The organism is Lentzea sp. CC55, from assembly GCF_021056325.1.
Classification (GTDB): domain Bacteria; phylum Actinomycetota; class Actinomycetes; order Mycobacteriales; family Pseudonocardiaceae; genus Lentzea; species Lentzea jiangxiensis.
The window spans coordinates 168,436-186,335 of record NZ_JAJCXE010000046.1; the positions used below are offsets into that span (position 1 = coordinate 168,436).

Sequence of the window (17,900 nt, forward strand, 5' to 3'; positions counted from 1 at the left end):
GGTCATGCAAGGTGGTGAAGCGAGACCGCGTGCGGCTGCACCCGCCCGTTCGCGTAGTGCACGAAGACGTGCGCGCCCCTCAGTTCGTCGTCGCTCGCGTCGGGGACGAGTTCCCGAGCCGGCATGCAGCCGTCCTCGACGATCGGCTCGTCGTAGCCGCCGCTGCCGTCGTGGTCCTCTGCCAGAACCCACCGCCGACCGCAGCAGGCGTCCTCGTCGTCGAAGTCCAAGCCGATCTCGCGAGCCCGGTTGTTGGCTTCCTTCGCGGTCGCCGCCTCGATCACCACGTGCTTGGTGATCCCGCGCTCCGAGTCGTACACGAATCGACCGCGCACGTTGCACTGCCGAAACTCATAGAACTGCATCGGGATTCCTCCTGCTGGCAGGCTCATCAGCGCAGGGATGCCAGCCCCACGAACGCCTCACGGCGTTTCGCCTCGATCACCGGCTCGCGCCGACCGGCTTTCGCTCGGGCAGCTCGTCGAAGTGCTTGTCCCCCAGGTGCAGCGTCTCCGCGCGCCACCCGGAGCCGTAGTGCTCTCTCGCGTGCAGCGCGCAGATCGGCGTCAGCGCCCCCCGCTCCAGTCGCGTCGCGAGGCCGTCGCAGTAGTCACAGGTCGGCCGGCAGCCCCGCACCTCCGCGTCCGCGGTCCCGCCCCAGGTCCCCACGACCAGCCGGGCCAGCAGCTCGGCCTGCTCCGCGTCGTACGCGAGCGGGCGGATCGTCGTTCCGTTCTCGCCATCCCAAAGCCTGACGGCGAACTCCCTCAGTTGGCTCATTGTCCGCATTTCCTTTCGTGGCAGGCTCATCAGCGGCGGGACGCCAGCCCGCCGGACCGTCCGGACTGGACGGTTTCGCCTTCGGGTTCAGCGCGAGAGCGCCCGGCGCTCGCGCTCGATCCGCTTCTCGCCGACGTCGGCCTGCTCGCCGGCCTGACGTCCGGCCTGCAAGCCCTCGGCGGTCACCTGGGTCTTGACTCTGCGCGACTTGCCGACCTTGATCGTCCGATGCACGTGGAGCTCCACCCTCTTGGCCCGGTCGAGCAACACCAGCTCCGCTCCGCTTTCGGCTGCCTGGAGCGCCTCCTGCTGGCTGCGTCCCATGCGCTGGGCCGCGCCCAAGCCGAAGCCCACGAGGAAGGACTTGCGCTGCGCCGTCTTCTCCGCAGTCCCCCACCAGGACGGCTTGTAGAGGTCCCTCCACCACGTCGACATCGCGGAGATGGCCTGCATGTGCAGGCTGCGCACCAGCAGCTCGGCCTGCTCGACGTCGGAGCGGTAGCCCCAGAGGATCAGGGTCGAGTCCTTGCCCTTGAGCTGGAGCACGGTCAGGTTGCCGTAGGCCCGCGCGATGGAGATCCCCATCCGCAGCAGGCTCCGGCCGTAGGTTCCGGTGAAGATGATGTGCCGCTCCTCGATCGGCTCCTCCGCCTGGCGGCCACCGCGCGCAGCGAGCATGGCCCGGTCGATCCGGTACTTCTGCATCAGCCGCTCGGCGTGCGCGGTGAGCGCCTCGGCCTCCTCGGGCGTCGTGCTCTCGGCCTTGGCGAGCAGGCCCGCGATCTTGCCCTTGATCTTGTCGTTGGCGTCGTCCATCGGTGCACTCCCTTTCGCGGCAGGCTCATCAGCGGCGGAATGCCAGTCCGCCGGACCCCGTCAGGGGTTTCGCCGGCGGATTCAGTCCGCCATCTCGGGCGCGGCGGTCATCACCGCACCTGGCCGGGGAGCTTGCGCACGGTCGCGCTGACCGGCTCGCCGTCCTTGAACTGCACCAGGATCACGACGTCCGGATCGGACGGGTGCGGCAAGCCGCACACCTGGTTGCGGTGCGTCCGGCAGTTGAAGCCGGGGTCGTCCTCCGCAGGCTCGCCAGGGGTAAACAGGGCCAGGATCAGTGCGCCCGCCCCCAGGAACAGCCACCAGGCGGTGATGACTCCGGTCGCGCTCTTGAACATGGCGCTCTCCTCTTGTTCGGCAGGCTCGTCAGCCGAGGGATGCCAGCCCTCGGGACCGACCCCGCGATCAGCGGGGCACGGTTTCGCCGGTCATCTGAAAAACCACTGGTCTTGCCGAGGGGGGAGCATCAGTACTTGATCTCCCCGAAGAACGCGAACTGCGCGATCAGGTCACCCGAGACCGTGTCCAGGTACTGCGACTGGATTCCGTCCGCGTCCCTGTGCTCCCATGCCTTCTGGAAGTAGTGGGCCGAGCGGTCGTGGCCCATCTGCTGGTCGGGGTCCGCGAACACCAGGAAGGCTCGGCGGATCTCGTCGTGGTGCAGGTGGACGTTCCGGCCACTCACTCTGTCCAGCACGGTGAAGGCGGTCCGCTCCGGGTCCTCCGAGGCTTCCCATAGGTCCAGCGGGTCCATCCAGTGGTCGGCCCCGTCGTCCATTAGCCTCATGATGTCGCGGACGTTCTCGTTCGAGATCGCGCTGAGATCCTGGGCGAGCACCCACTCGCTCACCGTCCGAACCCGCAGGCGCCAGACGTCCGCGTAGCTCTCGGTCTCCCGACCGTTCAGGTCGCGGACCGACACCTTGGCGGTGCCGTTGTGCTCGACACCCCTCGTGACGCCCACGAAGACGCCGGGCTCGCCGCGGAAGTTGTCGATCAGGTCGTCCTTGCTGACCGTGAAGCCGTTCACGTTCGTCACCACGTACGGCATTTCGTTCCCCCTCTGTTTGGCAGGCTCATCAGCACGGGCATGCCAATCCCGTGGACCGTCCAGTCGGGACGGTTTCGCCTCAGATCGCCTCGAACTCGAGAATCAGCGCCTGCGCCGCGCGCAGGAACTCCTCGTAGCTCTGCGGGACCTCGGCCATGAAGCGCTGAGGGTTGCCGACGCGGACCGTCGACCACGCCCCCGTTTCGTCCGTGCGGGCGCCGAAGTCGAACCCCAGCTCGCCGACTTGGGTCGTGAGCCGGAACTGTGTCCGGCCGTCCCGCGACCACCACTCGACCGCGTACGCGCCCTCACTGCTCGCGTTGGTCATCACGGGGACGTAGGGCTCGCGACCCTCGTTGTTCTTGTCCATGCGCAATCCCTTGACTCTCGGCAGGCTCATCAGCGCAGGGATGCCACCCCCACGGACCCGGCGCCGGCCGGGTTTCGCCTCATCTCGGTTCGGACTCACGGCCCTGCGCGGCGTCGATCTCGCGCACCATGCGCACGGTGAGCCGGACGACCTCGTTGATCACGTTGCCGACATCCCAGGCCGAGTTGGTGCTCTCCACTGCGGCCACGACGCGCCGCAGGCTGGCGGGACCGGACGCGACCGCGTTCCACACCTCATCGGGCACCTCGTCGGGCACCTCGTCGTCGTCGCGCGCCTCGGCTTCCGCCATGTCGGAGATCAGGGCGTCGAGCGCCTGCTGCCCCTCCTCTTGGGCTTCCTTCTCGTCGTAGAAGCCCCAGGAGGCGTCGACCTGCTCCCAGGTCGCCCGCTCTCCACACTCGGGGTTGGTCCACGTGACCCGCTTCTCGATCACGTAGCCGACCACCTCACCGCGCGCCCACGTGCGGTACTCGGCGCGCTCGGCCTCCAGGACCTTCAGCCCGTACTCCTCGCGCCCTTCCGGCGCGTAGGCCAGGTTCAGGGCCTCCGGCATCGCGTACCAGATCGCGCGGGAGCCGTCCGGCGACGGGTAGTCGAGCAGCACGGCCGCGCCGTGAATGGTCCGCGCGTAGCGCTCGAAGATCCGCATCGCCATGCGCTTGTCGTAGCGGCTGTCGAGTCGCCGCCACTGGCCGCCAAGCGGGCCGGGCTTCTCGTCGATCGGGATGTACTGGCGCAGGTCGACCGTGATCACGTTCGCGGTCTGCTCGTACGTGGTGCGCGGGTTCGGCGCGTGGTCGTCCTGCTCGATCCTCACTCGGTAGGTCGGGGTCAAGGTGCTCGTCATGGGTCTCCCCTTCTCGTGGCGGGCTCATCAGCACAGGCATGCCAGTCCCGTGGACGGGAGCGGACTCCCGTTTCGCCGTTGTCAGTCAGAGCTGGCCGATCGCTTTCGCCAGCAGCGCCGCCAGTTCGGGATGGACCTCGACCTTGAACGTCACCGTGCCGCCGCGCGGGTCCACCTCGGCGCGCACGCGCTCGCTGCGCCAGGACCCGAAGGTCACCTCGTGGGGGTCTCGCGCGCTCTGGCTCACTCTCGCGTCGCCGCCGAAGGCCGCGCGGATCTCCTCCGCGAGTGCCGCGTGGCGGGCCTCGCGTTCGTCGTGTGCCCGCTTGCGCTCCTGTGTCGCCGCGAACACCAGAGCCGCCTTGGGCAGCAGACGGCTCTTGATGTCACCCGCGATCTGCTTGGGGGTCTTCTTGATGGAGACGTTGATGTTGTTCGAGACGGCGTCGTACGGCTTGAACTGGTGCAGCTCTCCCAGGTCGTCAGAGATCGCCATCTGGGTCTTGCTGGCGTAGGCGTTGAACCTCACGTGCAGGCGGAGACCGTCCGGCCCGTGCAGGTGGGCGTCCTCCCTGCTCTCCCAGTACCCCTTGGAGGCGGTCCAGCCCTCGCCCAGCTCCGCCGCGACACCCTCAGCGATTGCACGGACGTCGAGGCGAACTTCGGTCATCGTCATTTGGATCACTCCTATGCGGCAGGCTCATCAGCACGGACATGCCAGGTCCGTGGACCGTCCAGTCAGGACGGTTTCGCCATTCAGGCCGCGTACAGCGCGGCGTACTCGCGTCGCCAGTGCACCCACGTGGTCGCCTGCACTACTGCGGGCGACAGGTCGGTGCCGAACTCCCGCGACAGGATTCGAGCTGCGCGGCGGTAGGCGTCGCACACCTCGTCGTAGACGCCAGCGCGACCCAGGAGGACACCGCGCACCTTGTCGCCGAGCACGCGGCCTGTCGCGATGTCGATCGCGTGCCGGTCGATCACGACCGCACGGGGGTCGGTCGGGTCTGCGATGGTGCGCCAGAAGGCGCGCACCTTGGGGCCGCTCACGACGTCCTCGGGGTTCTCCCCCGCGAGGATTCGTCTCGCCTTCTCCGCGTTCAGCCCAAGGGTCTTGATTGGGCGTCCGGCGTAGGCGTTCTGCGCCTCGATCACGTTGCGCCGCCACGAAAGTTGCGGGGACAGCACCGCGATCACGGCCGCCGCCCGCACGGGGTCCTGAGGGTCCAGGCTTTCGGCGATCTCTCGTGCGGTTGCGTACCAGCCGCGCCCTTCCACCCGGTCATCCGTGGTGGCAGCGCGGTAAATCCGAGTGATGTTGCGGACGGACACCTTCACGTCGGGCATGGATGTTCCTTGGCTGTGCGCGGGGGGAGGGGGTCGTGCGATGCCTGGCGCGCTCGGATAGACCGGCGACAGCTCAGGTCGTGGCAGGCTCATCAGCACGGACATGCCAGGTCCGTGGACCGTCCAGACAGGACGGTTTCGCCGGTCAGGCCGCGTAGGCCCGTGCCGCTTCGAGGAAGTCCCCGAAGGTCTCGGGTGTCGCCCTCAGGAATCGGTCGGGGGCGATGACCGGTGTTGTCGACCAGGTCTTTGACCCCGACACCATCACCCCAAACAGCAGGGACGACGTACCCTTGGGGTTGACGAGCTGGTAGCGGGAGCCGTGGTTCCCGGCGGTCCACTCGACCCCGAACGCGGCCGGGTTCGAGACGTTCTTGAAGTTCGGTTCGCTCATGTCGTCAGCTCCAGTTGTTCCACCACGACAGGACCACGCTCGGGTCCAGTTGGTAGTTCTCTTCGATGGCCGAATCGAGGTCCGTATTCGGGTCCTCCAGCACGGACATGACCGCGTTCACGACCAGGTTCAGGAGGTCGTCGTCCCGGTCTCCCAGGTCGAGGGCAGTCCGCACGAGGTCCGATCCGTTGTTCACGGCGTCGCGGACCTGGTCTAGCGTGTAGGACATTCGTTCACCAATCCCTTGTGATGGCAGGCTCATCAGCACGGGCATGCCAATCCCGTGGACCGTCCACGTAGGACGGTTTCGCCGGTGTCTACAGGAAGTTCTCGTCCACGTACTCGGACGCCTTGCTCTCGGCGAGATCGCGGGATTCCTTCGATTCGTCGAAGTCCGCTACGCGCAGCTCCCCGTGGAGGTCGTACTCGTCCGTGTCGTTCTTGGCGTGCCCGAGCAGCCACGTCTCCGCCGCCTCCCGGAATCCGAGCAACACCAGTCCTCTTGCGATGGCGTCCGCCTCACGACAGGTGAAGCCCGAACCGCACTCGAAGGAGGTCGCGCCGTCGCCGAACACGGCGGCCATCTCTGCCAGCGCGCCAGGGTGAGTCGTCGTCGCAGTCACGTGCATTTCCTCTCTCACGGCAGGCTCATCAGCACGGGCATGCCAGTCCCGTGGACCCCTCGCGGGGGGTTTCGCCGGTTGGTCAGACGGGCAGGGGCAGGGCGAGCTGCGCAGGGTCGTAGACCCGCTTCCGCCACGCGGCCAGCACGGTGTGCTGGATGTGCTCGGTGATCTCGCCGAAGCTGGTGTTCGTGATGGACGTCGCGCTCTGGAACTCCCAGCAGGCAGGGATGTAGCCGTAGAACATCTCGCGCAGTTCGTCGTCGGAGACGCCGAAGTCCTCCCAGCCGTCCCCACCGGCCCACTTGTTCAATTCGCGGGTCAGGTCGCTGCACAGCCACTCGCCCCACGCGGCCTCACGCAGTTCCCGCTCGTACTCGTAGAGCTTTTCGTGGTCCAAGATCGGGTAATCGGCGATCCTGTCGACGCACTCGACGATGTGCGCCAACCACTCCAGGCACGTGTCGATGTCCTCGCCCAGGTCGCCCGGCAGTTCGCCGAGCTGGACCTGTGCGTGCCCCTCGCCCCCGCGCCCCTCGGTTTTGGTCTGCACGCCAGGGGTGTCTTCCAGGGCAAGCACGTTCGCCGCGTCGAACTCGCTCCCGTGGTGGTCGCTGTAGCTGACCAGGGTCACGGTCACGGCCTCGTAGTCGTACGTCTCCGCGCCGTCGCTCATGATGAGCTGGTGCAGGTGGTCGGGCTCGATCTTCTCGATGCCTCTCCCCCACTTGTCCCCGCTCAAGCTGACCACGTGGGAGTCCAGCAGGTTGCCCCACAACTCCACGGCCCGCTCGTACTGCGCCGGGGTGTAGGTCCGGTAGAAGCGCATGGTGGTGCCCATGAGTCCCCTTGTGTTGGATGGCAGGCTCGTCAGCGCGGGGATGCCGGCCCCGCGGACAGGGGTCTCCCCCTGTTTCGCCCGTTGGTTGGTCAGCTCTTGGCGTCCTGCCGAGCCCACTCCTGGCGCTTCTCGTCCAGGAAGTCGGAGATCCACCAGCCCTTTTGCTGGGCCTCGGCGATCAGCTCTGCCGACCGGGAGAAATCACCCCCGACCAGGGGTGCCAGTTCGTGCAGGAGGTCGTATCTGAAGCGGTCGGCCTGGTGGTCTTCCGCGTCCTTTGCGGCGACGTAGGCCGACAGGAGGCTGTCAGCGCGGCTGACGCGCTCCATTTCCTCGCGGTGCGCCCACTCCTGGCGCATTGCGGCCAGGTTGTAGGCGACGTCTTCCCCGTTGTCGCACAGGTGGTGGTGAATCCACTCCACCTGTTCCTCGTCGCCACGGCACAGCTCCCGCAGGGAGACCTGAAGGGCGTGCTGCACTGCCGCGTAGGGCTTCAGCACACGCCATCCGTGGGAGTCCGCCTGGTGCGAGTTGTCCCCGGCGTAGAAGCGGTTCACTGACTCGTTCGCCATGTTCAGCTCACGCAGGGTGGTCCAGAGCATCTCCGCCATGCGGATGTGCTCCGCCTCAGCGGCGGCGGAAAGCTGCGGACCGGTGGTGGTCGTGCTCATACTCGTCCTATCTCTCAGGTTACACATTCGGTCCGAAAAGATGGCCCACCAGTCCGATGGGCCTCCGACCTTGCGTCTGCCGCCGCTTCCGAGGCGTGACCATCCCGAAGATGGGTAGCGGCAGACTGGCCCCTCAGGTTACCCATTGAGGCCGAAGAATTCGGCAGCATCCTTCCTGCCTGGGCTCCGCACGTGATGTGTCGTCCACGCACTTCCCAGGGGTATCGGCTGGCCCATCCACGTGCCCCCCGAAGGGGGCTAACGGGCTGCCCGTATGCGATGCCGCATTACCGGTTACACGCTGTTGAGTTCTCAAGGAGCAAGCCTTTAGCGGCTAGCTGAGGGGCGTTCCGGACTTAGCAGCCCTTTCGGGCGACCAGTATCCGGCCCTCTCTGTCGTGCTGTGTCAAACCTTAGCAGGTCCGACCTGAATTCGCAAGTTACACACTCGGTAGTGCTTTACCTCAGTTGTCCCACCTATCGCGGGTGCCACGATGTTCGGACCGTTCCGCTTGTCTTTCCAGGTCAGCCGGTCAACCTAACCCCCGCCCGTTGCGGGGTGATCCAACCGACTTCACGACGGTCGCCCGTCGCGCTGGTCTAACTCGCGTCCCGTTCGCTCCCGTTGTGGCGGTCGCTTTCGGTGTTGGTGCAACCTTAGCAGTCGCCCGCCAGGTGTGCAACTTGCGTTTTCAGTTCTTAAGGACCAGGTGTGCAGGGAGTCCGTCCCCCGGTGTCCCGGTGGCCTTTCTCTCTGACACCGCAAACATTACTCAGGTTGCCCACCTGAGTCAAATCGGATGTGTTTCCGCAGGTAGGGCGTGGTTTAGGGCCGCCAACGGGCCTTCGGACAGGGCTCCAGTGGGCAACCTGGGATAGCGCCGTAATGGCCCCTCATTCGCCCGTAGCCGCGTTTTCTCGCCGGTCAGGTATAGCCACCTAGGGGCGTTCGCGATAGGCGCTCTGAGACATTTCCGCAGGTTACACACCCCGAAAATCGGCCCATTTCAAGCTTTCAAGATCCACTAGGGCACGGCCTGCCGCGCGCTGCCTGCCGTGCGCCTTGCCCGCTGTGACCTGGGTCACGCGATGACATGTCGCGTGCTGCCTGAAAAGGAATCGGGCGAGCGAGCGCGCGATCGTACACCATCCGTCAGCGCTGGGTACCCCCTGGGGGTATGGCCCCTTGCGAGCCCGAGCCGGCACCGCCATGTCTTAGCGCCTGAGGTTCTGCCACGGTTCCAAGGTCGATCGCAAGCTTACGAGCGGAGGCCACGCTCTGTGTCGCCGCTGCTCAGGGCTGAGATCGAGCCGACCTTGCCGGCCTCGGCGGCGGACAGAATCTGGGGATTTCCGGCTGGTGGGGCTGTCGCCCCGGCGGCGGTATGAACAAGCCTCCGCGCAGGCCCTCACCTGGTCAGACCTTGCCGGCAGGTGGAGCTCCAGCCCTGACCGCAGCTTGCCGGCCTCCGCGGAATCTGGCGTTTTCCGGCGCCGTCGACTGGCCGGCGATGGCTCCGTGGACCCCGGAGGGGTCCCAGCCTGACGCCTCGCTGGAGCTGTCTCAGGGTGCCCCTGCGGGGCACCAGCCTTCAGGCTGACGCCTTCGGGCGGAGCCCCATCATCTTGCCGCCGCTGCGTGCCCGGCAGGGCACCCGGCCTCCCCAGCGCCTCGCCGCTGCACAGCCTGACGGGTGTGACTCAGGTTACACACAGACCTGGTTCTACGACCATGATCAACAGCCGTATTACTAGTACAAGCCTGATGGGCTGGATAAAGCCTGAAGGCTTCAGCCTCTATCGAGGCTGACGGAGACAGCCCTTAGACAGAAGGCTTAGGCCCCTATCGGGGCCTCCTGGTCAAAGCCATCAGGCAAATCCGAAGCCTTCAGGCTTTATCCCTTCAGACCGCCTCGGGTCGGCAGCAGGTCCTCCTCTCCCTGCATTACGTCGTCGAGGCTTTTTTCTTCCACGTCGCGAAGGCGGTATTTCGCCATGCCCCAGTGGTCCGGTTCTGACCGGCGTAGTCGCCTCCCGGCCGACTGGGTTCGCATCCGCGCTCGCATCTTGAAGCGCGACGGTTATCGCTGCACGCACCTCGACGACCTCGGGGAGCGGTGCGCGGAACCGGCGAGCGACGTGGACCACGTTCTGCGCGGTGACGACCACCGAGACGTCAACCTCACCTCGCTCTGCGGGTGGCATCACCGACAGAAGTCCTCCAGGGAAGGCGCGGCGGCCAAGGCCGCCAACTGGAGGCGGAACAACAACAAGTTCCGGCGCACGGAGGAGCACCCCGGCCTCCTCTGAATCCGCGGGCGAGGTCATTCGGCCTCGCCCGCACTTGGGCGTGTAGCTCAGTGGCCAGAGCAGCGGTCTCCAAAGCCGTGTTGCGCAGGTTCGAATCCTGCCGCGCCTGCCACCTCGACTCCCACCAAAACCGATTGGAGTGGTGGCGTGGCAATTTGCCCATTCGCCCGATGGCGCCCCCTGCCTGAAGCATGGAGCCAGCCGGGTCGTTCCGGCCGCTTGGTGATCGCCCACGAGGCGGTTTCTCGAGCAGCCTCGCTGTTCGACTACTTCGCCCGCGGTGACGTGGTCGTCGAGTCGCACTTCTACGTCGCGTCGGACGGGTCGCTCGACCAGTACATCGACACCGACCGCACGGCGGACGCCAACATGGCCGCCAACCCCCGCGCGATCTCGATCGAGACGTGGGACAACGGCGGCGACATCCACGGGCGCTGGAACGAGGCGCAGCTCGTCACGCTGCGGCGGCTGTTCGCCTGGCTGCGCGACGTGCACGGCGTTCCCGCACAGGTTCCGCCCGGTCCGTACGCGGACGGCTTCGGCTGGCACAACCTGTTCTGGCGGGAGTGGGCGGGCGCCTACCGCGACTGCCCCGGCCCCAACCGGGCCGCGCAGGTCCGCGACGACCTGATCCCGTACGTCGGTCGCGGTGGCGGCTGGCGCGACGGAGCTGGCTCCCCCGGCCCGGTCCCGGCTCCGCAGCCGGCGGGCGAGTGGCCGCTTCCGGCGGGCCACTACTTCGGCGACATCAGCGGCCCCAACGAGTCGCGCGGCGGCATCTCGGCGCAGGAGCGCGTCTGGGTGCGCCAGATCCAAGAGGCCCTCCAGCGCGCCGGTAAGGCGCCTGGCGGCTCGGGCTGGGCTGACGGCGTGTGGGAGGCCCCGACCACCACGGCCGTGCGCGCCTGGCAGGCGTCGGTGGGTCGCGCCCAGACTGGCCGCGTTGAGCGCGCCGACTGGGACCGGCTGGTGCTCGGTCGCGGCGCTCCCGCTCCCGCTCCGGCCCCGGCGCCCGCGCCGGCCGCGCCCCCGTTCCCGATCTCGCGGAACGAGTGCTTCGGCCTGCGCAGTGACCCGCGCGCCTCGGTGCACGGCGGCTACCACGCCTGGGAGCGCCCGCACGTGCTGCGCATCCAGCAGGCGCTCCAGCGCTGGGGCTACGCCCCGAACGTGCCCGGCTGGGCTGACGGGCTGTACGACCAGCCCACGGTCGACGCCGTGGCGCGCTGGCAGCGCGACCACATGCCCGGAACCACGCTGTGGGGCCAGGTGTGGTGGGACGACTGGGCGAAGCTGCTCAGCCGGTAGTCCACCCGCAAAGCCACGCCCGCCCCGTCCCCTCTCCACGGGGCGGGCGTCCCCTACTTCGCGAGGAGGTGATCGAGATGCCCGGCCCCGTTCCCGAGCGTGAGGACAACCTCGCCCGGCCGCGCGAGCGGAAGGGTGGCGATGCCACGCCGGTTACCCGCGGAGTCCTGCGCTCGGTCACCGTCCCGCACCCGGACAAGAACTGGCACCCGATCGCGCTCCGCCTCTACAAGGCGTTGAAGACGTCGGGCCAAGCCGACTTCTACCAGGACAGCGACTGGGCCTTCGCCTACTCGCTGTGCGAGGACCTCTCGTACTACAAGAACGCGCCGGGCGGGAAGCGGTCGGGGCAGATGCTCCAGACCATCTACTCCGCGTTCGAGCGGCTGTTGGTCTCCGAAGGTGATCGCCGCCGCGTTCGCATCGAGCTGCACGAGCCGGAAGAGGAATCGACCCCGGCGTCCGTTACGGCCATCGCCGACTACCGCAAGGATCTTGGCCTCGTCTGAGCCCGATCTGCCTCCTCGCGGTCCCCCGCCCGAGGAGGCACACCGTGGCGTCTACGCCCTTGACCGCCGAGGAGATCGACGAGCTTGAGCCGTCGTTCCTCGGCCCCACCTGGATGCGCAATCCCCTTGGGGCGTGGCTGCTTCCGGACTTCACGCTCGGCTGGCAGATCGCCGGCTGGTGCGCGGAGTACCTGCGCGCCGAGGACGGCGGCCCCTGGAAGTTCACGCCGGAGCAGCTCCGGTTCGTCCTGTGGTGGTACGCGGTCGACAAGAACGGCCGCTTCATCTACCGCAAGGGCGTCCTCCAGCGCATGAAGGGCTGGGGCAAGGACCCCTTGCTCGCGGTGCTCTGCCTCGTCGAGCTGGTCGGCCCGTCGCGGTTCTCCCACTGGGACGCGAAGACGGGCGAGCCGGTCGGCGTTCCCCACCCGCAGGCGTGGGTGCAGGTGACCGCGGTCAACCAGTCGCAGACCACGAACACGATGGCGCTCATCCCTTCGCTGATGAGCGACCGCTTCAAGCAGGTCTACCGCATCAAGGACGGCGCGGAGCTGATCCGCGCCAACGGTGGCAAGGCCCGCCTTGAGGCCGTCACCTCGTCCTACCGCGCGATCGAGGGCAAGCGGACCACGTTCGTCCTGCTCAACGAGACGCACCACTGGGTGGCCGGCAACAACGGCCACAAGATGTACGAGACGATCGACGGCAACGCGACCAAGAAGGACTCGCGCTACCTCGCGATCACCAACGCCTACCTGCCCGGCGAGAACTCCGTCGCCGAGAAGATGCGCGCCGCGTTCGAGCAGGTTCTCGAAGGCCGTGCCGCGAAGATCAGCTACCTCTACGACTCGATCGAGGCTCACCCGAAGACCCCGCTGACGCCCGAGGCGCTGCGCATCGTCATCCCGAAGATCCGGGGCGACGCGGTGTGGCTCAACGTCGAGGCGATCATCGAGTCGGTCCTCGACCTGACGATCTCGGCCAGCCGGTCCCGCCGGATGTGGCTCAACCAGATCGTCGCCGAGGAAGACGCGCTGTACGGGCCTGCCGAGTGGAAAGCCTGCGAGCGCAACGACTTGGTGCTGCGTCCCGGCGACGAGATCGTCCTCGGGTTCGACGGCGGCAAGACCGACGACTCGACCGCCCTCGTGGCGATTCGGGTCGCGGACATGGCGGCGTTCGTGATCGACCTCTGGGAGAAGCCGGACGGCCCGCAGGGCGAGAACTGGGAGGTCAACCGCGAGCTGGTCGACAGCCGCGTGCACGAGACCTTCCAGCTCTACGACGTGAAGGCGTTCTACGCCGACGTCGCGCTGTGGGAGTCCTACATCACCGACTGGGCCGCTGCGTACGGCGAGGGTCTGGCCGTGAAGGCGCCTGGCACCAACGCCATCGCCTGGGACATGCGCGGTTCGGTCCAGCGCTCGACGCTGGCGCACGAGCGGCTCATGCGGTCGATCCTCGACGTGAAGCTGGTCCACAACGGGGACCTGGCGCTCAAGCGGCACGCCCTCAACGCGCGGCGCCGCACCAACAACTACGGCCTGTCCTTTGGCAAGGAGTCGGCCGATTCCCCGCGCAAGGTCGACCTCTACGCGGCGCTGATGCTCGCGCACGAGGCGCTCTACGACCTGCGCACCCGCGGCAAGAAGACCAAGAAGCGCACCGGGCGCGGCTACTTCATGTGAGGTGATTTCCCTTGTCCAGCACGAGTCCCGTGTCCCTCGCGAAGCAGCTCCTCGGCATCCTCTACAAGGACAAGCCGCGGCTGGAGCGGATCGACGACTACCTGCACGGTCGGCACGACGACCCGTACATGCCGGAGACGGCGGACGCGGAGTACAAGCTGCTGGCCCGGCGGTCGGTGTCCAACTGGATGCCGCTGCTCGTCGGCACTCCGGCGCAGGCGCTGTGCGTGGACGGGTTCCGGCGCGGTCGCCCCGGCGAGCTGCCCAAGGGCAACGACGGGGCCGCCCTGCCCGAGTGGGACCACTGGGAGCGCTCACGGCTGGGCGGCCGGCAGTCCGCGATCTACCGCGGCGCGCTGAGCTACGGCCACGCCTTCGCCCTGACCGAGAAGGTCAAGGGTCGCGTCCGCTCGAAGGGCCTGTCGGCCATGAAGACCGCGGCCCTGTTCGAGGACCCGGCCAACGACGAGGTCCCGTTCGCCGCGCTGACGATCGTCCAGTTCCCGCGCGGAGACGAGCGGGGCGTCGCCCGGCTGTGGGACTCGCGCAACGAGTACCGCGTGACCTTCAAGTCCCTGTCCGACCTGGACAGCGTGAAGGTCCAGAACGGCCGCCGTCACGGCGCGTCGGAGTGCCCGGTCACGAGGTTCGCCGCCCTGGTGGACCTGGAGGGCCGGACCATCGGCGTGATCGAGCCGATGATCGAGTTGCAGGACCGGATCAACCAGACGGTCTTCGACCTGCTCATCGCGCAGACGGGCGGCTCGTTCAAGGTCCGCTACGCCTCGGGCATGGCCCCGCCGGTCAAGCGGGACCCGGAGACGGGCGAGCCGATCCTCGACGAGAACGGCGCCCCGCAGCCGTTGCCGGTCAACCTCAACGCCAAGCGGTTCCTGTTCAGCGACGACGCGGACGTCAAGTTCGGGACGCTGGATGAGACCCCGCTCGGCGGGTTCATCGAGTCGATCGACATGAGCATCCGCCACCTGGCGGCCGTGTCGCAGACTCCCCCGCATCACCTGCTCGGGCAGATCGCGAACCTGTCGGCCGAAGCCCTGTTGGCCGCGGAGACCGCGCTGTCGCGCAAGATCGAGGAGTTCCGCAGGGTCTTCTCCGAGGCGTGGGAGCGGGTCTTCCGTCTCGCCGCCGAGCTGGCCGGCGACACCGTCTCGGCCGAGGACTGGCACGGCGAGGTGCTCTGGCGCGACATGGAGCAGCGCTCGCTGGCGCAGTCCGCGGACGCTCTCGGCAAGCTCGCCGATCAGCTCCACGTCCCCAAGCGCGGCCTGTGGCGGCGCATCCCCGGCGTCACGCAGAACGAGATCGACGACTGGGAGGACCTCCGCGAGCAGGAGGACGCCGAGCTGGTGCTCGCCGCCTCCGTCCGGCGCGCGACAGCTCCCCCGGCCCCGGTCGAGTTCTCCGACGTCCCGGCCGCCTGACTGAACGGGGGGTGACCCACTGACTGCCCCAGCGCAGCAGGCGTCGGAAGCCGACGCCGCAGCCATCGCCTACCACCTGGCCCTCAACCAGCTCGGTGTCGCCACGATCCAGGAGGCCCTGGAGCTGTGGTCGAGGGTTCCGCCGGCCAGGACTACCGCGCTCAGTGCGGCCTGGCTGGCGCGGGCGGTCCGGCTGGTGATGACCCGCAGGGGTCAGGCGCGCGACCTTGCGCTGGCCTACTACCGGCTCAGCCGCGCGCTGCGCACCGGCACCACCGTGGCCGACCCGCGACGCCCTGATCCGCCCTACGTCACCCTGTCCATGCTGCGCGCTGAGTTCGCCGCGCTGGCAGGCCCTCAGCCGTCCCAGGAGGACGTCGAGGAGCCCGCCGGCACAGCGAGCCGCCCGGCGCCGGACAGGGCCACAGAGGACGACTCAGGGGCGCGGGAGCGGCCCGCTGACCCCATCGAGGGTGACCGAGTCCCCGTCGAGACGATCGACGGCCTCGACCGCGAGCTGGAGCGCCTGGAGCGCGAGGCTGAGGCTGAGGCCCGCCTCGTGCTCGAAGCGCTGGGACTGGACAACCTCGACCGCAAGCTCGATGAGATCGACGACGAGCAGCCCGCGTCCACTGTGGACGTGCAGCGGGCGGAAGCACACCGCCAGGCCGGAGCCCGACAGGCAGCCGCAGCCGAGCGCGTCGCCATGAACGGTGCCAGGAGCACTGTCTGGGCGGCCGGTCAGCGCGACAGGCGAGTCCTGGGCTACGTCCGGCTCTCCCGCACAGGGACGCCGTGCGGCTGGTGCGCGATGCTCATCTCCCGTGGCGCCGTCTACAAGTCGGCCGAGGGGTCCAGCTCGGACGTCACGTTCGGCGATCTGGACAAGTACCACGACAACTGCCACTGCTACGCCGAGCCGATCTACGGCTTCGAGCAGTTCGAGCAGTCATCCCTGACCGCCCTGAATCGCCGCTACAAGGCCGAGTGGAAGACCCACATCGCCGACAAGGGGCTGAAGGGCAAGGCGGCGCTCACGGCGTGGCGTCGTCGCATCCGCCAGGAGCAGCGCGAAGCGCGCCTGGCAGCCCGCTCGCGTCCAGGTGACGCGGCGTGATCCATCCCGAGAGCGTCCAGGAGGCGTCCCGTGCAGCCCGAGTCCACCACCACGACCACCGAGGAGCCGAAGGCCGATGACCAGCAGGCCACGGGGAGCGCAACGACCCCCGAGGGCGGCGCGGTATCCGGCGACGGTTCAGCGGCCACCGAGGTAGACGGCGACGAGGGCCACGAGGGCGACCTGCCGGCCTGGGCGCGCAAGAAGCTCGAGAAGGCCAACGCGCAGGCCGCCAGCTACCGCACCCAGCTCCGCGAGGCCCAGACCTCCCTGGAGAACGCCAAGACCCCCGAGGAGGTCGCCGCCGCAACCGCGGCGCTGACCGAGAAGGTGCAGGAGCTGGAGCACCAGCTCGTGCGCGAGCAGGTCGCACGCAAGTACGAGCTGCCCGACGAACTGGCCGCGCTGCTCACGGGCAAGACGGCCGACGAGCTGGAGGCGGTCGCCAAGACCCTCCAGAAGTACGCCCCCGCGGGCGACCCCCTCGTGCTGGGTGGGGGCCTGACCCCCGACGACGGCGACGACGGCGAGATGGACCCGCGCAAGCTCGCCCGCCGCACCCGGCGCTAGCCCCGCGCTAGCCAGCACCACCCCCACCCACCCGTAGCCCCCGCGCCGATCCGGCCGGGGGCTTTGTCATGCCCGGAGGAGCCACACAGTGCCCACCCCTCAGCACCAGGTCGTCAAGCCGGAGAAGCTGGTCGCGACCGCCATCGGGATGCTGGAGCAGGAACTCGTCGTCCCGAACCTGTTCAAGAAGGAGTCCGTGGACGCCTTCAAGGGCGCCAAGGACGACACGATCTCGGTCAAGGTCGAGGGCGTGCTCCCGTTCCACGAGTACGCCTGGAGGAACGACCGCTCCAGCGGCATCGTCTTCGACGAGTACGCCGAGCGGAAGATCCCCGTCACCTTCGGTGGCAACTTCTACTCGGCGGTCAAGCTGACCGACGAGCAGAACGACTTCGACATCGACCAGTGGGGCAAGCTGCTGCGTCCGCAGGTCAAGGCGGTCGCCCGCGGCCTGGCGCGCAAGTGCGTGACCACGCTGACCGGCGCGGCCTACAACGTCGTGGTCGGCAACACCGCGCAGAACCTGCGCGGCGCGCTGATCGAGGCCCGCCGGGTCCTCAACAAGTTCCAGGTCCCCGAGGGCCAGCGCTACATGCTGGTCGGCTCGGACTTCGAGGCGGCCCTGCTGGGCGACGAGAAGCTCAACCTCGCGCAGTACGTCGGCGACGACACCGCCGAGAGCGCGCTGCGCCTGGCCTCGCTGGGCCAGAAGTTCGGCTTCAACTTCGTGGTCGACCAGACCATCGGCGCGACCGACGCCTACGCCTTCGCCGACACCGCCTTCATCATGGCGACCGCGGCGCCGTCCGTTCCGCAGTCCGTCCCGTACGGCGCGACCACGTCCTTCGAGGGCCTCGCGCTGCGCTGGGTGCGCGACTACGACTCCGAGCACATGCAGGACCGCTCGGTGGTCAACTGCTACGCGGGCGTGCGGGACGTCAAGGACGTCCTGGTCGGCTGGGACGACGTCGAGAAGTCCGAGGTCGTCTCGGCGTCGGAGTACTTCGTGCGCGGCATCAAGCTGACGCTCGACGGCTCCTCGAACTACCCGCCGGCCGCCTCGGAGCTGGCGACCATCACGGGCGTCAGCGACGCCAGCGTCTGGACGCCGACCGGCCGCACGCCGGAAGCCGACCCGGCCAACGCCTGATCCACCCCTGAGCACGGCGGCACG

22 protein-coding genes, 1 tRNA gene and 6 other RNA genes are annotated in these 17,900 nt (G+C 68.1%); 9 read left to right on the plus strand and 20 right to left on the minus strand.

Features of this window, described 5'->3' with window-relative positions; all coding sequences use genetic code 11:
* Positions 1-2: 2 nt before the first annotated feature.
* From L6E10_RS29890 to L6E10_RS29985, 20 genes are all read right to left on the minus strand, one after another.
* The gene (locus tag L6E10_RS29890; RefSeq protein WP_236223493.1) at positions 3-365 is read right to left on the minus strand and encodes a hypothetical protein; all 363 of its coding nucleotides are present in this window, start codon (positions 363-365) and stop codon (positions 3-5) included.
* A 76-nt stretch (positions 366-441) separates the two neighbouring features.
* The gene (locus L6E10_RS29895; protein WP_236223494.1) at positions 442-780 is read right to left on the minus strand and encodes a hypothetical protein; all 339 of its coding nucleotides are present in this window, start codon (positions 778-780) and stop codon (positions 442-444) included.
* 15 nt (positions 781-795) lie between these two features.
* Positions 796-861, minus strand: an RNA gene (locus tag L6E10_RS29900) — hammerhead ribozyme type II.
* A 6-nt stretch (positions 862-867) separates the two neighbouring features.
* The gene (locus tag L6E10_RS29905) at positions 868-1,596 is read right to left on the minus strand and encodes a DUF2786 domain-containing protein (protein WP_236223495.1); all 729 of its coding nucleotides are present in this window, start codon (positions 1,594-1,596) and stop codon (positions 868-870) included.
* A gap of 110 nt (positions 1,597-1,706) precedes the next feature.
* Positions 1,707-1,955 (minus strand): hypothetical protein, encoded by a 249-nt coding sequence (locus L6E10_RS29910; RefSeq protein ID WP_236223496.1) that lies wholly within the window; start codon positions 1,953-1,955, stop codon positions 1,707-1,709.
* Positions 1,956-2,083: 128 nt separating this feature from the next.
* Positions 2,084-2,668 carry a hypothetical protein gene (locus tag L6E10_RS29915; RefSeq protein WP_236223497.1) on the minus strand — a complete coding sequence of 195 codons (585 nt, stop codon included), beginning with the start codon at positions 2,666-2,668 and terminating at the stop codon, positions 2,084-2,086.
* 14 nt (positions 2,669-2,682) lie between these two features.
* An RNA gene (locus L6E10_RS29920) (hammerhead ribozyme type II) lies at positions 2,683-2,748 on the minus strand.
* Positions 2,748-3,068: a hypothetical protein gene (locus L6E10_RS29925; RefSeq protein WP_236223498.1), complete on the minus strand. Its 321-nt coding sequence runs from the start codon at positions 3,066-3,068 to the stop codon at positions 2,748-2,750. Before L6E10_RS29925 ends, L6E10_RS29920 begins: the two co-directional genes overlap by 1 nt.
* Positions 3,054-3,118: hammerhead ribozyme type II (locus L6E10_RS29930), an RNA gene on the minus strand. Before L6E10_RS29930 ends, L6E10_RS29925 begins: the two co-directional genes overlap by 15 nt.
* A complete protein-coding gene (locus tag L6E10_RS29935) occupies positions 3,118-3,906 on the minus strand; it encodes a hypothetical protein (protein WP_236223499.1) in 789 nt (262 codons plus the stop codon). The genes L6E10_RS29930 and L6E10_RS29935 overlap by 1 nt, the downstream gene beginning before the upstream one ends.
* A gap of 85 nt (positions 3,907-3,991) precedes the next feature.
* On the minus strand, positions 3,992-4,582 hold the full coding sequence (locus L6E10_RS29940) for a hypothetical protein (protein WP_236223500.1): 591 nt from the start codon (positions 4,580-4,582) through the stop codon (positions 3,992-3,994).
* A gap of 10 nt (positions 4,583-4,592) precedes the next feature.
* An RNA gene (locus tag L6E10_RS29945) (hammerhead ribozyme type II) lies at positions 4,593-4,661 on the minus strand.
* Between the two features lies 1 nt (position 4,662).
* Complete coding sequence (locus L6E10_RS29950; RefSeq protein ID WP_236223501.1) at positions 4,663-5,253, minus strand: hypothetical protein; 591 nt, start codon at positions 5,251-5,253, stop codon at positions 4,663-4,665.
* Between the two features lie 78 nt (positions 5,254-5,331).
* Positions 5,332-5,397: hammerhead ribozyme type II (locus L6E10_RS29955), an RNA gene on the minus strand.
* A gap of 1 nt (position 5,398) precedes the next feature.
* Entirely contained in the window at positions 5,399-5,647 is a 249-nt protein-coding gene (locus L6E10_RS29960; protein ID WP_236223502.1) for a hypothetical protein, read from the minus strand.
* A gap of 4 nt (positions 5,648-5,651) precedes the next feature.
* Positions 5,652-5,876, minus strand: coding sequence for a hypothetical protein (locus L6E10_RS29965; protein WP_236223503.1), 225 nt, complete (start codon positions 5,874-5,876; stop codon positions 5,652-5,654).
* A gap of 18 nt (positions 5,877-5,894) precedes the next feature.
* Positions 5,895-5,960, minus strand: an RNA gene (locus tag L6E10_RS29970) — hammerhead ribozyme type II.
* A gap of 4 nt (positions 5,961-5,964) precedes the next feature.
* The gene (locus tag L6E10_RS29975; RefSeq protein ID WP_236223504.1) at positions 5,965-6,231 is read right to left on the minus strand and encodes a hypothetical protein; all 267 of its coding nucleotides are present in this window, start codon (positions 6,229-6,231) and stop codon (positions 5,965-5,967) included.
* A 121-nt stretch (positions 6,232-6,352) separates the two neighbouring features.
* Positions 6,353-7,111 carry a hypothetical protein gene (locus tag L6E10_RS29980; RefSeq protein WP_236223505.1) on the minus strand — a complete coding sequence of 253 codons (759 nt, stop codon included), beginning with the start codon at positions 7,109-7,111 and terminating at the stop codon, positions 6,353-6,355.
* A gap of 89 nt (positions 7,112-7,200) precedes the next feature.
* Positions 7,201-7,782, minus strand: a complete 582-nt coding sequence (locus tag L6E10_RS29985; RefSeq protein ID WP_236223506.1) for a hypothetical protein — start codon at positions 7,780-7,782, stop codon at positions 7,201-7,203.
* A gap of 2,067 nt (positions 7,783-9,849) precedes the next feature.
* Here L6E10_RS29985 and L6E10_RS29990 point away from each other — a divergent pair.
* The 9 genes from L6E10_RS29990 to L6E10_RS30030 all read left to right on the plus strand — a co-directional run bounded on the left by L6E10_RS29990 (position 9,850) and on the right by L6E10_RS30030 (position 17,876).
* Entirely contained in the window at positions 9,850-10,092 is a 243-nt protein-coding gene (locus L6E10_RS29990) for a hypothetical protein (protein WP_236223507.1), read from the plus strand.
* 36 nt (positions 10,093-10,128) lie between these two features.
* Positions 10,129-10,204 (plus strand) — tRNA-Trp (locus L6E10_RS29995).
* A 110-nt stretch (positions 10,205-10,314) separates the two neighbouring features.
* Positions 10,315-11,400, plus strand: a complete 1,086-nt coding sequence (locus tag L6E10_RS30000) for a peptidoglycan-binding protein (RefSeq protein WP_236223508.1) — start codon at positions 10,315-10,317, stop codon at positions 11,398-11,400.
* A 77-nt stretch (positions 11,401-11,477) separates the two neighbouring features.
* Positions 11,478-11,909: a hypothetical protein gene (locus L6E10_RS30005; RefSeq protein ID WP_236223509.1), complete on the plus strand. Its 432-nt coding sequence runs from the start codon at positions 11,478-11,480 to the stop codon at positions 11,907-11,909.
* Between the two features lie 44 nt (positions 11,910-11,953).
* Positions 11,954-13,597 carry a hypothetical protein gene (locus L6E10_RS30010; protein WP_236223510.1) on the plus strand — a complete coding sequence of 548 codons (1,644 nt, stop codon included), beginning with the start codon at positions 11,954-11,956 and terminating at the stop codon, positions 13,595-13,597.
* 11 nt (positions 13,598-13,608) lie between these two features.
* On the plus strand, positions 13,609-15,039 hold the full coding sequence (locus tag L6E10_RS30015) for a phage portal protein (RefSeq protein ID WP_236223511.1): 1,431 nt from the start codon (positions 13,609-13,611) through the stop codon (positions 15,037-15,039).
* 199 nt (positions 15,040-15,238) lie between these two features.
* Positions 15,239-16,156: a hypothetical protein gene (locus tag L6E10_RS30020; RefSeq protein WP_236223512.1), complete on the plus strand. Its 918-nt coding sequence runs from the start codon at positions 15,239-15,241 to the stop codon at positions 16,154-16,156.
* Positions 16,157-16,186: 30 nt separating this feature from the next.
* Entirely contained in the window at positions 16,187-16,726 is a 540-nt protein-coding gene (locus tag L6E10_RS30025; protein ID WP_236223513.1) for a hypothetical protein, read from the plus strand.
* A gap of 88 nt (positions 16,727-16,814) precedes the next feature.
* The gene (locus L6E10_RS30030) at positions 16,815-17,876 is read left to right on the plus strand and encodes a P22 phage major capsid protein family protein (RefSeq protein ID WP_236223514.1); all 1,062 of its coding nucleotides are present in this window, start codon (positions 16,815-16,817) and stop codon (positions 17,874-17,876) included.
* Positions 17,877-17,900 lie beyond the last annotated feature (24 nt).

Excerpts from the sequence above, each read along its gene's own strand:
- L6E10_RS30005 (WP_236223509.1), top strand. The coding sequence starts at position 11,478 with ATGCCCGGCCCCGTTCCCGAGCGTGAGGACAACCTCGCCCGGCCGCGC.
- L6E10_RS29915 (WP_236223497.1), bottom strand. The coding sequence starts at position 2,668 with ATGCCGTACGTGGTGACGAACGTGAACGGCTTCACGGTCAGCAAGGAC.
- L6E10_RS29905 (WP_236223495.1), bottom strand. The coding sequence starts at position 1,596 with ATGGACGACGCCAACGACAAGATCAAGGGCAAGATCGCGGGCCTGCTC.
- L6E10_RS29975 (WP_236223504.1), bottom strand. The coding sequence starts at position 6,231 with ATGGCCGCCGTGTTCGGCGACGGCGCGACCTCCTTCGAGTGCGGTTCG.
- L6E10_RS29940 (WP_236223500.1), bottom strand. The coding sequence starts at position 4,582 with ATGACGATGACCGAAGTTCGCCTCGACGTCCGTGCAATCGCTGAGGGT.
- L6E10_RS29950 (WP_236223501.1), bottom strand. The coding sequence starts at position 5,253 with ATGCCCGACGTGAAGGTGTCCGTCCGCAACATCACTCGGATTTACCGC.
- L6E10_RS29925 (WP_236223498.1), bottom strand. The coding sequence starts at position 3,068 with ATGAGCCTGCCGAGAGTCAAGGGATTGCGCATGGACAAGAACAACGAG.
- L6E10_RS29985 (WP_236223506.1), bottom strand. The coding sequence starts at position 7,782 with ATGAGCACGACCACCACCGGTCCGCAGCTTTCCGCCGCCGCTGAGGCG.
- L6E10_RS29960 (WP_236223502.1), bottom strand. The coding sequence starts at position 5,647 with ATGAGCGAACCGAACTTCAAGAACGTCTCGAACCCGGCCGCGTTCGGG.
- L6E10_RS29895 (WP_236223494.1), bottom strand. The coding sequence starts at position 780 with ATGAGCCAACTGAGGGAGTTCGCCGTCAGGCTTTGGGATGGCGAGAAC.
- L6E10_RS29980 (WP_236223505.1), bottom strand. The coding sequence starts at position 7,111 with ATGGGCACCACCATGCGCTTCTACCGGACCTACACCCCGGCGCAGTAC.
- L6E10_RS29890 (WP_236223493.1), bottom strand. The coding sequence starts at position 365 with ATGCAGTTCTATGAGTTTCGGCAGTGCAACGTGCGCGGTCGATTCGTG.
- L6E10_RS30020 (WP_236223512.1), top strand. The coding sequence starts at position 15,239 with ATGACCCGCAGGGGTCAGGCGCGCGACCTTGCGCTGGCCTACTACCGG.
- L6E10_RS29965 (WP_236223503.1), bottom strand. The coding sequence starts at position 5,876 with ATGTCCTACACGCTAGACCAGGTCCGCGACGCCGTGAACAACGGATCG.
- L6E10_RS29935 (WP_236223499.1), bottom strand. The coding sequence starts at position 3,906 with ATGACGAGCACCTTGACCCCGACCTACCGAGTGAGGATCGAGCAGGAC.
- L6E10_RS29910 (WP_236223496.1), bottom strand. The coding sequence starts at position 1,955 with ATGTTCAAGAGCGCGACCGGAGTCATCACCGCCTGGTGGCTGTTCCTG.